The organism is Microbacterium sp. Root53, assembly GCF_001426925.1.
Lineage (GTDB): Bacteria > Actinomycetota > Actinomycetes > Actinomycetales > Microbacteriaceae > Microbacterium.
Genome location: NZ_LMFR01000021.1, coordinates 133,608 through 148,031, shown reverse-complemented (window position 1 = coordinate 148,031; position 14,424 = coordinate 133,608). Strand labels below are relative to the sequence as shown.

Genomic DNA, 14,424 nt, shown 5'->3' with positions numbered 1-14,424 from the left:
CGGATGGGCTCCGTCTTGGAACGAACCGACGTGCGGATTCCCGGGATCGATATACCGCTGATGTCCGTCTCCCAGACCCGCGGCGTGGTGCGGCGCTCGGAGCTCACTGATAAGCCGCCGCGTGCGGAGTCCTTGGACGCATACAAGGTGTGTCGTCATGGCGACATCGTCTTCAACAAGATGAGTGTGCGTGCCGGCGCCCTCGGCCTCGCACCTGAAGACGGACTGGTGACGTACCACTACGAAGTGATGCGGATACGCGATCCGAGGCAAGCCGACGGCCGCTTCCTCGTTTACCTCATGAAATCGGATTGGTTCATCGGCGAGTTGATCGCTCGGGAGCGGGGAATTGGGGCTGGCGACAGCACCGCTTCAGTCCGTACCACCGAGGTCCCCTTCAAGGTGCTCCGCACCATCGACGCGTACTTGCCGGATGCTCAAAACCAGCGCCTGATCGCCGACTACCTCGACCGCGAAACCGCGCAGATCGACACGCTCATCGCGAAGCAGACGCATTTGGTCAGTGCACTGCGCGATCGGCGTCGTGAGGGAATCCGGAGCCTGGTCACGCGGGGTCTCGATCCCTCAGCCGAGTTCCGGGCGAACCCCCTCCCCTGGGCCGACGCGATCCCCGCGCACTGGCATGCGCTCAACATCCGCCGTGTGGCCGCGATGAAGACCGGGCACACACCGAGCAGGTCGAACCCCGAGTACTGGGAGAACACGATCATCCCGTGGTTCACCCTGGCGGACGTCTGGCAGCTCCGCGATGAGTCTCAGACCTATCTCGGCGACACAGCGAACACGATCAGCGAACTCGGGCTCGCGAACTCCGCGGCCGAGCTGCTGCCGGCCGGCACGGTCGTCCTGTCTCGCACAGCTTCTGTCGGCTTCACAGGAGTGATGCCGCAGCCGATGGCCACGAGCCAGGACTTTTGGAACTGGGTCTGCGGCCCTCGCCTGTTGCCGGAGTACCTGATGTATGTCTTCCGTGCGATGCGGCCGCACCTGCTGTCGCTGATGATCGGGTCGACTCACAAGACGATCTATCAGCCGATCGCCGCGGCAATACGCATCCCGCTCCCGCCGGTTGACGAGCAGAAGACGATCGTCGCGGAGATCGAGCGGCAGACCGCGAAGATCGACGCTCTGATCGCCAAGGCACAGCAGTTCATCGCGCTCGCGAAGGAGCGGCGGGCGGCGCTCATCACCGCCGCTGTGACGGGTCGGATCGACGTGACCACGGGCAAGACTCGCGCTGCATAACCCTCCCCTCTCGAAAGGACACACCAAATGGGCAAGACGAAGAAGTACGGGCTCGGAAGCTTCATCCTCGATGTCGTACTGACCTGCCTCACCGCAGGCTTCTGGCTGATCTGGATCTTCGTGCGCGAGATGCGCAAGCGCTAGAACGTCCCGGGATCATGGGCATCGAGCACGAGCGGGCTTTCGAGGACGAGATCTGCGCGCACCTCGAGGCGAACGGGTGGCGGTACGACGAGAAGAATGGCCCGCACTACGACCGCGACCGAGCGCTCATCCCAGATGACGTGTTCGCGTGGCTCGAGCTGACCCAGCCTGACGAGTGGGCGAAGGTCGTCAAGCCGTCGATGACCGAGGCCGAGCAGGCCAAGGCGAAGCAGCAGCTGCTCGATCGCCTCGTGAAGGCGCTCGACCTCCCTCTCGACGCGGGCGGCGGCACGCTCAACGTGCTCCGCAAGGGGTTCAAGAAGACCCCGGCCTCGTTCAAGATGTGCGAATTCAAGCCCGCCACCTCGCTCAACGCCGCGGCGAGCGCGCGCTACGAGGCCGTGCGCCTGCGGGTGATGCGTCAGGTGTACTACTCGTCGAAGAACACGCAGTCGATCGACCTCGTGCTGTTCGTGAACGGACTGCCGGTCGCGACGATCGAACTCAAGACCGACAACACCCAGTCGATCGAGGACGCGAAGCAGCAGTATCGCGCCCACCGCGATCCGAAGGGCGAGCCGCTGCTCGGGTTCGCCAATCGCTGCCTCGTCCACTTCGCCGTGTCGAACGACGAGGTCGCCATGACGACCCGCCTCGCCGGGCCGAAGACGCACTTCCTGCCGTTCAACCTGGGCGACGCCGGAGCGGCCGGCAACCCGGTGAACCCGGAGGGAGCGGCGTCCTCGTACCTGTGGGAGCAGGTCCTGCAGCGTGACGCGTGGCTGCACATCCTGGGTCGCCTGCTGCACCTCGAGAAGCGCACGTCCACCGATCCGATCACCGGCGAGGTCACCACGTCGACCACCCTGCTCTTCCCGCGCCTCCACCAGTGGCAGCTCGTCACGTCCCTGCTCGACACGGTCCGCACCGAGGGCACCGGCAAGCGCTACCTGGTGCAGCACTCCGCCGGATCGGGTAAGACCAACTCGATCGCGTGGCTCGCACACGGGCTCTCCAACCTGCACGACACCGAGGACCGCAAGATCTTCGACACGGTCATCGTCGTCACCGACCGCACGGTGCTCGACGACCAGCTGCAGAAGGCCATCAAGCAGATCGAGGGCGTCGACGGCACGGTCGCGATGATCAACGCCGACGAGGTGCGCAGGTCCGGATCCGACGACGTCACGTCGAAGTCGAGCCTGCTCGCGAAGGAGCTGCTCGCGGGCCGCCTGATCGTGATCGTGACCATGCAGACGTTCCCGTTCGCCCTGCAGGCGATCCGCGAGAACAAGGGCCTGGCCGAGCGCCGCTTCGCGATCATCGCCGACGAGGCCCACTCGTCGCAGACCGGGCGCGTGTCGCAGAAGCTGCGCGAGGTGCTCACGGCCGAGGAGCAGAGCGAACTCGAGGACGGGGGCGAGATCGACACCGAGGCCATCCTCGCGGCCGAGATGGCTGCCCGCGCGGACTCCCCGAACCTGTCGTTCTTCGCGTTCACGGCGACGCCCAAGGCGAAGACGCTCGAGCTGTTCGGCCGCACGGACGGCGACGGCAAGCCGCGGCCGTTCCACGTGTACACGATGCAGCAGGCGATCGAGGAGGGCTACATCCTCGACGTCCTGAAGAACTACACGACGTACAAGACCGCGTTCCAGATCGCCAAGAAGTCGCAACGGCACCTCAAGGCGGTCGAGCAGGTGGACGAGGCCGAGGCCACCAAAGGCCTGATGCGCTGGGTGTCGCTGCACCCGACGAACATCGCCCAGAAGGTGCAGATCATCGTCGAGCATTACCGCACCAACGTGCGGCATCTGCTCGACGGACACGCGAAGGCCATGGTCGTTACCGCGTCGCGCGAGCACGCCGTGCGGTACAAGGAGGCCATCGACGCGTACATCGCGAAGAAGGGCTACGGCCTCGCCACACTCGTCGCGTTCTCGGGAACCCTCACGGATGAGCAGGTGCCCGGCGTCGGATTCGCCGGCGTCGAACCTCCCTACAGCGAGGCGAACCTCAACAAGGGGCTGCGCGGGCGCACGCTGCCGAACGCGTTCGCGACCGACGACTTCCAGGTCCTGATCGTCGCCAACAAGTACCAGACGGGCTTCGACCAGCCGCTGCTGTGCGCGATGTACGTCGACAAGCGGCTGTCCGGCGTCACCGCCGTGCAGACGCTGTCGCGCCTCAACCGCACCTACCCGTCGGCGGGCAAGGACGTCACCTACGTGCTCGACTTCGTGAACGACCCGGAGGAGATCCTCGACTCTTTCAAGCCGTACTACCGCGACGCGCAGCTGACTGACACGACGGATCCCGATGTCGTGCACGACCTGCAGTCCAAGCTCGACGCCGCCGGCATCTACACCGACGCCGAGGTCGAGGCGTTCACCTCTGCGTACCTGGCGGGCTCGCTCGGCACGGGCGCCAAGCACAGTGCACACACGGCGCCCCTGAAGTCGGCCGCCGACCGGTTCAACGGCCGGTACACCGCGGCGCTGTCGGGCGACGACCGCACTGAGATCGAGGAGCTCGATCTGTTCCGCAAGGACGTGGGCACCTTCATCCGGCTCTACGACTTCCTGTCGCAGATCATCGACTACGGCGACACCGACCTCGAGAAGCGCTCGCTCTATCTGCGCCTGCTGCTGCCCCGGCTCACCGGACGCGCGACCACCGAGACGATCGACTTCTCCGCCGTCGAGCTCACGCACATCAAACACGCGCGCTCGGGTGATCATCACCTCGTCCTCGGCGAGCGGGCCGAGCTGAGGCCGCTCGGTGCGGGAGGAAGCGGCGCCGCGCGGGACCCTCGCATGGTGCTGCTGACCGAGGTGCTGCAGCGCATCAACGAGATGTTCGAGGGCGAGGACTTCACCGTGCCCGAGGAGCAGTCCTGGGTCGAGGGGTTGGTGACGGTGATGGTCGCCGACCAGAAGCTGCGCACGCAGGCCATCGCGAACTCGCGCTCCCAGTTCGTCGAATCCCCCGATCTGGACGCCGCGCTCGTCGACGCGATGCTGGGCATGCAGTCGAGCCACAACCGGATGGTCGAGGTGTTCTTCTCACGCGCGGATCAGCGCCCCAAGCTGCTCAAGGCCATCGGCGAGCTCGTGCACGAGACCGTGCGGTCCGAGCTCGCGGATCCGGCGACCTGACGCGTCAGTACTCCAGCGCGCCGTTGCCGGCGTAGTAGCGGCGGCGGGTCTGGGTGTCGCGTGTGCTGTGCCCGTAGGGACGGCGGGTCTCGGGGAGGTCCTCCGGCTCCACGCCCTCGACGAGATGCGACAGCGGCACCTCGAGCGCGACCGCGATCTGCATGAGGCTCAGCAGCGTGGGATTGCCGTGTCCGCGCTCGATGCGCTGCAGGTGCCGCACATCGAGGTCGGCGCAGTCGGCCAGCGTGGGGCGGCTCAGCTGTGCGCGGCGCCGGAGTTCGCCGATGCGCTCTCCCACCTTCGCGGCGACGGCGGAATGGGGATCGACGAGACGCGCCGCGGGGATCGGTTCGTCCATGCGCTTCATGGTGCGCGATATCCCAGATGACGGCGTGGGGAGATCTGCCCACTGACCGGGATTAGGCTCGACGGATGACCGTGCTCCTGGCGACCCTGCTGCTCGCGAACGCCGTCTTCAACGTGCTGGTCTGGCCCACGTTCCTGCGCCGCGTCGCACGCGATCCGCGCGCTCGCGACACCGCGGGCCGCCCGACGCGCTTCCTCAAGGTGCACGTCGTGCTGATCGGGATCGCGCTGCTGCTGGCGGCGGCCTCGGCGGTCGCGGGGATCGTCGCGCTCGTCCAGAGCTGACCGCGCGCCGCCCTTCTCCCACCCTCCGGCGCTCCCGACGGTGATGTCGGAGGTGCGAACTAGTGTTCGATGACGAAGCTCGACTTCTTCGAACATCGGTTCTAGTCTTGAGGGATGGGGATGGCACGCTACGAGACCGCCTCCCGCTGGGAGGCGACGACTCCCGGGCCGACGAGCCCGGTCGGCGCCGCGGCACCGCAGACCGCGGCCGAGATCCAGCGCCTGCGCGCGCAGATCACCCGGATGCAGCGCCGCAGCGCCCAGGTCGACGCCATCCCGGTGCATCCCGAGCTCGCCCCGCTCTTCCCCGAGGGCGGCCTGCGCCCCGGCGCGGTCTACAGCCTCGACGCGGCCACGAGCCTGCTGCTCGCCCTGATGTCGGCGCCCTCGCGCGCCGGATCCTGGTGCGCCGCCATCGGCATGCCGGAACTCGCCGCCGAGGCGGCCGAGGGATACGGCGTGGACCTCGAGCGGTTCGCCCTCGTCCCCGACCCCGGTGACCGCTGGCTCGCCGTCACATCGGCCGTCGCCGAGGTCTTCCCCGTGGTCACGGTGCGTCCGCCGCGTGCCGCGCGCGACGGCGACACCGCCCGCATCGGGGCGAAGCTGCGCGACCGCGGCGGCGTGCTGCTCGTGCAGGGCCCCTGGCCGCAGGCGGAGGCGGCGCTCCGGCTGCACGACCCCGAATGGACGGGGCTCGGGCAGGGACACGGCCTCCTCGCCGCGCGCGAGGTCACGATCAGCGCGACGGGCCGTCGCTTCCCCGTGCCGCGCTCGGTGCGCGTGCAGCTGCCCGGCCCGCTCGGGGCGCCGGCGGCCGCGGCGGGCACCGCGCGGCGCCCGTCCTGGCGCACGGTCCACCGGATCGAGGCGGGCCACGGGAGCGACGCCGGGTCCGCCCGCCTCGAGGCGGTGGGGTGATGGGCTCCGCCGGTCCGGCTCCGACCCGCGCGCCCGCGCCGACCCGGGTCATCGTCCTGTGGCTGCCCGACTGGCCGGTCACGGCCCTGCTGCGCAGCGAGGCGCGGGCGGCCGCCCGTGCGGGCGGCGACACGGCGCCCCCGACCGAGGACGAGCCGATCGCGATCATGCACGCCAACCGGGTCGTGGCGTGCTCGGCCGCCGCTCGCCGCCACGGCGTGCGACGGGGTCAGCGCCGTCGCGACGCGCAGGGCGCGTGCCCGCGGCTGCGCCTCGTGCCCGCCGATCCCGCGCGCGACGAGCGGGCGTTCCTGCCCGTCCTGTCGCGCATCGAGGAGCTGACCCCCGGTGTGCAGCCCCTGCGCCCCGGGCTGTGCGCCGTGCGGGCCCGCGGGCCCGCCCGGTTCTACGGCGGCGAGGAGCAGGCGGCGAGCGCGCTGCTCGACGAGCTCGCGGCGTGCGGCATCCCCGACGCCCGCGCGGGCGTCGCCGACGGCCTGTTCACGGCGGAGCAGGCCGCGCGCCTGATGAGCCCGGCCTCCATCCACGTCGTGCCGCGCGGGGCGTCCGCCGCGTTCCTCTCCCCGCTCACGATCGCCGCCCTCTCCCCCGCGGGCGGCGAGGACGAGCTCGTGGCGCTGCTCGCCCGCCTGGGCGTGCAGACCCTCGGCGACTTCGCCGCACTCGACATCTCGCCCGTGCGCGACCGGCTCGGCGAGCACGGCGCCCGCCTGCACGCCCTGGCCGGCGGGTCCGACTCGCGCCCCGTCGCGCCGCGCGTCCCCCCGCCCGAGCTGGCGCGCGAGGTCGAGTTCGAGCCGCCGCTCGCGCTGGCCGACCAGGTCGCGTTCGCCGTGCGCACCACGGCCGACGCGGTCGTCACCGGGCTCGACGAGGCGAACCTGGTCTGCACCGAGGTGCGCATCACGCTGCTCGACGACCGGGGAGGGCGCAGCGAGCGCGTGTGGCTGCACCCCACGTGCTTCGATGCCCCCGCCCTCGTGGACCGGGTGCGCTGGCAGCTGCAGACGAGCCTCGGCGGCGAGAACGGGGCGCCGACCCTGGGCGGCGAGAACGGCGGCGTCACGCTCGTGCGCATCGAGCCCGAGGCGGTCGACGACGCCTCGCACCACCAGCCGGCGCTGCTCGGCCAGGGTCCCGACGAGCGCCTGCACCATGCGATGTCGCGCGTGCAGGCCCTGCTCGGCCACCGCGGCGTCGTCACGCCGATGCTGGCGGGCGGGCGCTGGCTCAGCGAGCGGGAGCGGCGCGTGCCATGGGGCGACGCCGAGCGCCCCGCGCATCCGCGCGACCTGCCGTGGCCGGGAAGCCTTCCCGCGCCGCTGCCCAGCGAAGTGTACCGCAGCCGGCGCCCGGTCGCGGTCGCCGCGGCCGACGGCGCCCCCGTCGCGGTCGACGAGCGGGGCGCGGTGTCGGCTCCTCCGGCGCTGCTCGACGGGCGCCGCATCGCGGCGTGGGCGGGGCCGTGGCCGGTGATCGAACGGCAGTGGGATGCCGACCGCGCCCGGCGGGCCCACCGCTTCCAGGTGGTCGACGCGGATCAGATCGCATGGCTCCTGGTGCTCGAGGACGGCCGCTGGTGGGCCGAGGGGCGGTACACATGAGCGCCGGGGGCCGCTGATGGGCTGGCAGAACCCGCCGATCTCGTGGTCGGAGCTGGAGCGGGCCCTGAGCGGCCGCCGCCCCGACGCGCGCCCGGCCGGCGCCGACGGCGGCGACAGCCCCGCGTGGAGCCGCAAGCGCGGCGCATACGAGGCGCCGCCCATCCGGCGCCCCGAGGACACCGTGCCGTACGCCGAGCTGCACGCGCACTCCTCCTTCTCGTTCCTCGACGGCGCGTCCTCGCCCGAGGAGATGGTCGAGGAGGCCGAGCGGCTCGGCCTGCACGCCCTCGCCCTCACCGACCACGACGGCTTCTACGGCCTGGTGCGCTTCGCCGAGGCGGCCGAGGAGACCGCGGTGAAGACCGTGTTCGGCGCCGAGCTGTCGCTGGGCCTGCCCACCCCGCAGAACGGCGTCCCCGACCCCGCGGGCGACCACCTGCTCGTGCTGGCCCGCGGCGAGGAGGGCTACCACCGCCTCGCCGGCGCGATCACGCACGGCCAACTGCGCGGCGCCGAGAAGGGCCGCCCCTTCTACGTGCTCGACGAGCTGGCCCAGCAGGCCGACGGGCACTGGGTGATCCTGACCGGGTGCCGCAAGGGGCTCGTGCGCCGCGCCCTGGCCGAGGCCGCAGGGGCGGAGGCGGCGAGCGCGCCCGTGGCCGCCGCCGCGGCCCTCGACCGGCTCGTCGACCTGTTCGGGCCCGGCAGCGTGCAGGTCGAGCTGACCGATCACGGCGATCCGCTCGACACGCGCCGCAACGACGTCCTGGCGGCGCTGGCCGCCGAGCGCGGCCTGCCTGTGGTCGCCACCAACAACGCGCACTACGCGTCGCCCGAGAACGCGCGCCTGGCCGCCGCGGTCGCCGCCGTGCGCGCCAACCGCAGCATGGCCGACCTCGACGGCTGGCTCCCGTCGCACGCCGCCGCCCACCTGCGCTCGGGCGCCGAGATGGCCGCGCGCTTCGCGCGCTACCCGGGCGCCGTCGCCCGCACCGTGACGCTGGCCGACGAACTGGCCTTCCCGCTGCGGCGGATGCGCCCCGCGCTGCCGAAGCAGGAGGTGCCCGAGGGCCACACCCCCATGTCGTACCTGCGGCAGCTGGTGTGGGACGCCGTGCCCCGCCTCTACCCCGACCTGTCTTCCAAGGACCGCGACCGCATCGAGCGCGAGCTCGCGGTCATCGAGCAGAAGGACTTCCCGGGCTACTTCCTGATCGTGCACGACATCGTGGCCGAGGCGCGGCGCCGGGGCATCCTGTGCCAGGGGCGAGGATCCGCGGCCAACAGCGCGGTCTGCTACCTGCTCGGGATCACGGCGGTCGACGCGATCGCCTACGACCTGCCGTTCGAGCGATTCCTTTCCACCCTGCGCGACGAGGAGCCCGACATCGACGTCGACTTCGACTCCGATCGCCGCGAGGAGATCATCCAGTGGGTCTACGAGCGCTACGGCCGAGAGCGCGCGGCCCAGGTGGCGAACGTCATCCAGTACCGCCCCAAGAACGCCGTGCGCGACATGGCCCGCGCCCTGGGCTTCTCGCCCGGCCAGCAGGACGCCTGGTCGAAGCAGGTCGAGGGCTGGGGCGCGGGGCTCGAGACCGGGCCCGATCACGACATCCCGGATCAGGTGATCGAGTACGCGACCGAGCTGCTGAAGGCGCCGCGCCACCTGGGCATCCACTCGGGCGGCATGGTGCTCACCGAGCGCCCCGTGGGCGAGGTCGTGCCGATCGAGCACGCCCGCATGCCCGGGCGCACCGTGATCCAGTGGGACAAGGACGACGCCGCTTGGATGGGCCTGGTCAAGTTCGACCTGCTGGGCCTGGGCATGCTCGCCGCGCTGCAGCACTGCTTCGACCTGATCCGCGAGTCCACGGGCGAGGAGTGGACGCTCGCGACGCTGCCGAAGGAGGAGGCCGCGGTCTACGACATGCTGTGCCGGGCCGACTCCATCGGGGTGTTCCAGGTCGAGTCGCGCGTGCAGATGGGGCTGCTGCCGCGCCTGCAGCCGCGCCGCTTCTACGACCTGGTGATCCAGATCGCGCTCATCCGCCCCGGCCCCATCCAGGGCGGCGCCGTGCATCCGTTCGTGCGCCGCAAGATGGGCATCGAGAAGGTGACGTACGACCATCCGAAGCTCGAGCTGGTGCTGAAGCGCACGCTGGGCATCCCGGTGTTCCAGGAGCAGCTCATGCAGATGGCGATGGCCGTCGGCGAGTGCTCGGGCGAGGACGCGGACCTGCTGCGGCGGGCGATGGGATCCAAGCGCGGCAAGGAGAAGATCGAGAAGCTGCGCGACAAGCTGTACGCCGGGATGGCGTCGAACGGGATCACCGGGGAACTGGCCGACGGCATCTACGCGCGCATCCAGGCCTTCGCGAACTTCGGCTTCGCGGAGTCGCACTCGCTGTCGTTCGCCCTGCTGGTCTACGCGTCGTCGTGGATCAAGCTCCACTACCCCGCCGCGTTCCTCGCGGGGCTGCTGCGGTCGCAGCCCATGGGCTTCTACTCCCCCGCATCGCTCACGGGCGACGCCCGCCGCCACGGCGTCGAGGTGCGCCGCCCCGACCTGAACCGCTCGGGGGCGACCGAGGTGCTCGAGCCGCTGCGCGAGGGATCCGGCGGGACGACCGGCCTCGAGTCGTGCCTGACCCGCGTGCATCCCGCGCCGGGCGCCTTCGACCGGGACGCGCCGGACGAGTCGGCAGCCCATCGCCGGGACGGCGCGTTCGCGGTGCGGCTCGGGCTCGCGGGCGTGACCGGCATCGGGCTCGACACCGCGAAGCGGATCGTCGCGGAGCGCGAGCGCGGCGGCCCGTACCGCGAGCTGCCCGAGCTGGTGCGCCGCACCGGCATCACGCAGACCCACCTCGAGGCCCTCGCCACCGCCGGCGCGTTCGAGTGCCTGGGCCTGTCGCGCCGCGAGGCGATCTGGCTCGCGGGCTCCGCCGCGCAGGATCGCCCCGAGTACCTGCCGCACACCGTGACGGCCGTTCAGCCGCCGCTGTTCGCCGATCCGACCAGCTACGAGCAGCTCGCGGCCGACCTGTGGGCGACCGGCGTCTCGACGACGGATCATCCGCTCGCCCACTACCGCGAGGCGCTGGACGCGCGCGGCGTGGTGCCGTCCGCCCGCCTGCGCACGCACGAGACGGGCCGCCGCATCGAGGTCGCTGGCCTGGTCACCCACCGCCAGCGCCCGGCCACCGCGTCGGGCGTGACGTTCCTCAACCTCGAGGACGAGCACGGCCTGGTCAACGTGATCTGCTCGGTCGGAGTCTGGAACCGCTATCGCCGCATCGTGCGCGACAGTCCGGCGCTCATCGCGCGCGGCATCCTGGAGCGCTCACCTGAGGGCGTCACGAACCTGCTCGCCGACGCGTTCGAGGATCTGCGCGTCGGCGTCCGCCACGCCTCCCGGGACTTCCACTGAGCCGCCCGCGTCGCCGTCGTCTGGAACACTGAACCCGTGACCTCGCGCCTGATGCTGCTCGACACCGCCTCGCTCTACTTCCGCGCCTTCTACGGCGTGCCCGACACGGTGCGCTCGCCCGACGGCACGCCGGTCAACGCCGTGCGCGGGCTGCTCGACATGATCGCGAAGCTCGTCACGACCTACCGCCCCACCCACCTCGTCGCATGCTGGGACGACGACTGGCGCCCGCAGTGGCGGGTCGACCTGATCCCGTCGTACAAGGCTCACCGCGTGGTCGAGGTGGTGGCGTCCGGTCCGGATGTCGAGGAGGTGCCGGATCCGCTCGAGGTGCAGGTCCCGGTGATCCGCGAGGCGCTCGCGACGCTCGGCATCACGGTCGTCGGCGCCGCGCAGCACGAGGCCGACGACGTGATCGGCACGCTCGCCACGCGGTCGGCGGTGCCGGTCGACATCGTGACCGGCGACCGCGACCTGTTCCAGCTGGTGGACGACGCCCGCGACGTGCGCGTGATCTACACGGCGCGCGGCATGAGCAACCTCGAGATCGTGACCGACGCGGTCGTGGTCGCCAAGTACGGGGTGCACGCCGCCCAGTACGCGGACTACGCGACCATGCGCGGCGACGCGTCGGACGGCCTGCCCGGCGTCAAGGGCGTCGGCGAGAAGACCGCCGCGACCCTCCTGGCCGCCCACGGCGACCTCGCGGGCATCCGCGCCGCGGCCGCCGCGGGCGAGGGGATGTCGGCCGGAATGCGCGCCAAGTTCGCCGCCGCGGCCGACTACCTCGACGTCGCGCCTCGCGTGGTGGCGGTCGCGACCGACCTCGACCTCGGCGACGTGCCGGCGATCCTCCCCGTGCCGGATGAGGCCGCGGCACAGCGGGCGCGCGAGTTCGCGGGCCGCTGGAACCTCGGCTCCTCGATGGACCGGGTGCTCACGGCCCTGGCCTGACCAGTGCGGGGCCGGTGAGCCTCAGGAGCGCCGCACGCGGGCGACCGCGGTCAGGATGCAGACCGAGAAGCCGCTCACGAGCGCCAGCGTGAGAAGAAGCGGCAGCGTCCAGCCGCTCGTCAGGTCGTGCACACCGCCGAGGAGGGGTCCGCCCGCCGCGCCTGCCACGTACGCGAGCCCCTGCACGAGCGCCGACATCGCCGCCGCCTCGCGGCTGCTGCGGGCGATGCCGACGAGCACCGTGAACACCACCACGAAGCCGCCCGCGTGCGCGACCCCGCCGAGGGACACCCAGAGCGGGTAGAGCTCAGGGACGACCAGCAGCCCTCCCACCATGGCGACCCAGCACGCCGCGACGAGGGCGGCCGGCACCGCGAGCGGCAGGTAGCGCGCGAGCGTCGGCACGACGAACGCCCCCGCGATCGCGACGCCCTGGAACAGGGACGCGAGCGCCCCCGCGACGGCGGCTCCCGTGCCCGTCATGTCGGAGAGCATCGCCGGCAGCCAGGTCGACAGGCCGTAGTAGGCGGAGGACTGGCAGCCGAGAGCTGCGACCAGCAGCCAGACGACCGGGTTCCGCAGGACGTCGCCGCGCCCGGGCACCGGGACCGGTCCGGTCATCGACACCGCGTCCGCCGGCGTCCCTCCTCCTCCGGAGCGCTCGTCCCACGGCACGCCCGGCATCCGGTCACGCCACAGGTGCAGGCCCCACAGCACGAGCCCCAGGGCGGTGAGCACGATCCACAGCAGCAGCGCGAGCGGCCATCCGGTGAGCTCCGCGATCGACGCGGTGGTGAGCGTCGTCAGCAGCGACCCCGCGTTCAGAGCGGCCGTGTAGGCGGCGGTCACCGTCGCGACTCGCTCGGGCGGCACCTCGCGGCGGATGATCACCGGGATCACGATGTTGCCCACCGTGATCCCCGCACCGATCACGACCATGCCGACGAGCATCCATCCGAATCCGGGGAGGGTCCGGATGAGCGTGCCCACCGCGACCGCGGCCAGGCAGGCGAGCAGCGCCAGGTCGGCTCCCGCGCGCCGGATCACGACCGCGGCGACGGGCGTCAGCGCGGCGAACATCAGCACCGGGAACGTGGTCAGCAGAGACGCCGTCGCGGCATCGAGCGCGTAGTCGTGCTCGATGTCCCGCAGCACGGGCGTGACCGACAGGATGGGCCCGCGCAGGCTGAACGCGGCGACGAGCACCCCCGCGATCACGAGCCACGGGAACGCCCGCCGCGCGGCCTGCGCCCCGCCCGCCCGGCTCACGCGCCCCAGGCCCAGGCCCGCAGCCTGCCGAGCGGCCAGGTCGTGATGATGCGCTCCGCCGGCACGCCGAGTCGCTCGGCGCGCTCCGCGCCGTGGTCGAGCAGCGACAGCTGCCCCGGGGCGTGCGCGTCGGAGTCGATCGAGAACAGGCAGCCGATCTCGAGCGCGAGGGAGATCAGGTCGTCCGGCGGGTCCTCCCGCTCGGGCCGCGAGTTGATCTCGACGGCCACGCCGTGCTCGGCGCACGCCTCGAACACCGCTCGCGGATCGAACGTGGACGGCGGGCGCGTTCCGCGCGATCCGGTCACGAGCCGGCCGGTGACGTGGCCGAGGACCGTGACGCGCGGGTTGGACACGGCCGCGACCAGCCGTCGGGTCATGGCCGTGGACTCCTTGCGCAGCTCGGAATGCGCCGACGCGACGACGACGTCCAGCTCGTCGAGCAGCTCGGGCTCCTGGTCCAGCGCGCCGTCGCTCAGGATGTCCACCTCGATGCCGCTCAGCAGCGTGAAGTCGTCGTACTGGAACCCGGCGACCACCTCGAGCTGGCGTCGCAGCCGCTCGGGCGACAGTCCGCGCGCGACCTTGAGCCGCGGCGAGTGGTCGGTGAGCGCGAGGTACTCATGCCCCAGCCCGCGCGCGGCGGCGACCATGTCCTCGATCGGCGTCGTGCCGTCCGACCAGTCGCTGTGCGAGTGCAGGTCGCCGCGGAGCAGACCCCGCAGCTCGGACGGCTTCACGTCCCCCAGCCGCTCGCGCAGGTCGGTCAGGTAGTCCGGCACACGTCCGACGAGCGCCTGCTCGATCACCGCGAAGGTCGACGCGCCGATGCCCTTGGTCCGGCGCAGCCGCTCGGGGTCCCGGCGCGCCGCCTCGTCCAGGCCGGCGACCGCCGCGGCGGCCGTACGGAACGCCTTCGCCTTGAACTTCGACGCGCGCTCGCGCTCCAGGAGGTACGCGATCTCGTTCAGCGCCTCGATCGGATCCATCCGTCGCCTCCCTC

The 14,424-nt window shown here is 71.6% G+C and carries 10 protein-coding genes; 7 read left to right on the top strand and 3 right to left on the bottom strand.

The window, feature by feature from the left end; all coding sequences use genetic code 11:
* Positions 1-3: 3 nt before the first annotated feature.
* Both ASD19_RS09690 and ASD19_RS09685 read left to right on the top strand, forming a co-directional pair.
* On the top strand, positions 4-1,266 hold the full coding sequence (locus ASD19_RS09690) for a restriction endonuclease subunit S (protein ID WP_235563020.1): 1,263 nt from the start codon (positions 4-6) through the stop codon (positions 1,264-1,266).
* Between the two features lie 158 nt (positions 1,267-1,424).
* The gene (locus ASD19_RS09685; protein WP_055991831.1) at positions 1,425-4,568 is read left to right on the top strand and encodes a type I restriction endonuclease subunit R; all 3,144 of its coding nucleotides are present in this window, start codon (positions 1,425-1,427) and stop codon (positions 4,566-4,568) included.
* A 4-nt stretch (positions 4,569-4,572) separates the two neighbouring features.
* On the opposite strand, the gene ASD19_RS09680 is transcribed toward ASD19_RS09685, so the two are convergent.
* Positions 4,573-4,926: a helix-turn-helix domain-containing protein gene (locus ASD19_RS09680; protein ID WP_162246662.1), complete on the bottom strand. Its 354-nt coding sequence runs from the start codon at positions 4,924-4,926 to the stop codon at positions 4,573-4,575.
* Between the two features lie 74 nt (positions 4,927-5,000).
* On the opposite strand from ASD19_RS09680, the gene ASD19_RS09675 reads away from it, so the two are divergent.
* The 5 genes from ASD19_RS09675 to ASD19_RS09655 all read left to right on the top strand — a co-directional run bounded on the left by ASD19_RS09675 (position 5,001) and on the right by ASD19_RS09655 (position 12,152).
* Positions 5,001-5,219 carry an SCO4848 family membrane protein gene (locus ASD19_RS09675; protein WP_055991824.1) on the top strand — a complete coding sequence of 73 codons (219 nt, stop codon included), beginning with the start codon at positions 5,001-5,003 and terminating at the stop codon, positions 5,217-5,219.
* A 114-nt stretch (positions 5,220-5,333) separates the two neighbouring features.
* Complete coding sequence (locus ASD19_RS09670; RefSeq protein ID WP_200941100.1) at positions 5,334-6,140, top strand: hypothetical protein; 807 nt, start codon at positions 5,334-5,336, stop codon at positions 6,138-6,140.
* Positions 6,140-7,765 carry a DNA polymerase Y family protein gene (locus tag ASD19_RS09665; protein ID WP_055991821.1) on the top strand — a complete coding sequence of 542 codons (1,626 nt, stop codon included), beginning with the start codon at positions 6,140-6,142 and terminating at the stop codon, positions 7,763-7,765. The genes ASD19_RS09670 and ASD19_RS09665 overlap by 1 nt, the downstream gene beginning before the upstream one ends.
* Before the next feature lie 16 nt (positions 7,766-7,781).
* A complete protein-coding gene (locus ASD19_RS09660) occupies positions 7,782-11,198 on the top strand; it encodes an error-prone DNA polymerase (RefSeq protein ID WP_055991818.1) in 3,417 nt (1,138 codons plus the stop codon).
* A 36-nt stretch (positions 11,199-11,234) separates the two neighbouring features.
* Entirely contained in the window at positions 11,235-12,152 is a 918-nt protein-coding gene (locus ASD19_RS09655; protein ID WP_134746297.1) for a 5'-3' exonuclease, read from the top strand.
* 21 nt (positions 12,153-12,173) lie between these two features.
* Here the strand turns inward: ASD19_RS09655 and ASD19_RS09650 are convergent, their stop codons facing one another.
* Both ASD19_RS09650 and ASD19_RS09645 read right to left on the bottom strand, forming a co-directional pair.
* Positions 12,174-13,421 (bottom strand): MFS transporter, encoded by a 1,248-nt coding sequence (locus ASD19_RS09650; RefSeq protein ID WP_055991815.1) that lies wholly within the window; start codon positions 13,419-13,421, stop codon positions 12,174-12,176.
* On the bottom strand, positions 13,418-14,410 hold the full coding sequence (locus tag ASD19_RS09645; protein ID WP_055991812.1) for a PHP domain-containing protein: 993 nt from the start codon (positions 14,408-14,410) through the stop codon (positions 13,418-13,420). The genes ASD19_RS09650 and ASD19_RS09645 overlap by 4 nt, the downstream gene beginning before the upstream one ends.
* Positions 14,411-14,424: the final 14 nt, after the last annotated feature.

What these genes read in the sequence shown, in the direction of transcription:
- ASD19_RS09645 (WP_055991812.1), bottom strand. Translation starts at nt 14,410, where the DNA reads ATGGATCCGATCGAGGCGCTGAACGAGATCGCGTACCTCCTGGAGCGC.
- ASD19_RS09675 (WP_055991824.1), top strand. Translation starts at nt 5,001, where the DNA reads ATGACCGTGCTCCTGGCGACCCTGCTGCTCGCGAACGCCGTCTTCAAC.
- ASD19_RS09660 (WP_055991818.1), top strand. Translation starts at nt 7,782, where the DNA reads ATGGGCTGGCAGAACCCGCCGATCTCGTGGTCGGAGCTGGAGCGGGCC.
- ASD19_RS09690 (WP_235563020.1), top strand. Translation starts at nt 4, where the DNA reads ATGGGCTCCGTCTTGGAACGAACCGACGTGCGGATTCCCGGGATCGAT.
- ASD19_RS09685 (WP_055991831.1), top strand. Translation starts at nt 1,425, where the DNA reads ATGGGCATCGAGCACGAGCGGGCTTTCGAGGACGAGATCTGCGCGCAC.
- ASD19_RS09670 (WP_200941100.1), top strand. Translation starts at nt 5,334, where the DNA reads ATGGGGATGGCACGCTACGAGACCGCCTCCCGCTGGGAGGCGACGACT.
- ASD19_RS09665 (WP_055991821.1), top strand. Translation starts at nt 6,140, where the DNA reads ATGGGCTCCGCCGGTCCGGCTCCGACCCGCGCGCCCGCGCCGACCCGG.
- ASD19_RS09680 (WP_162246662.1), bottom strand. Translation starts at nt 4,926, where the DNA reads ATGGACGAACCGATCCCCGCGGCGCGTCTCGTCGATCCCCATTCCGCC.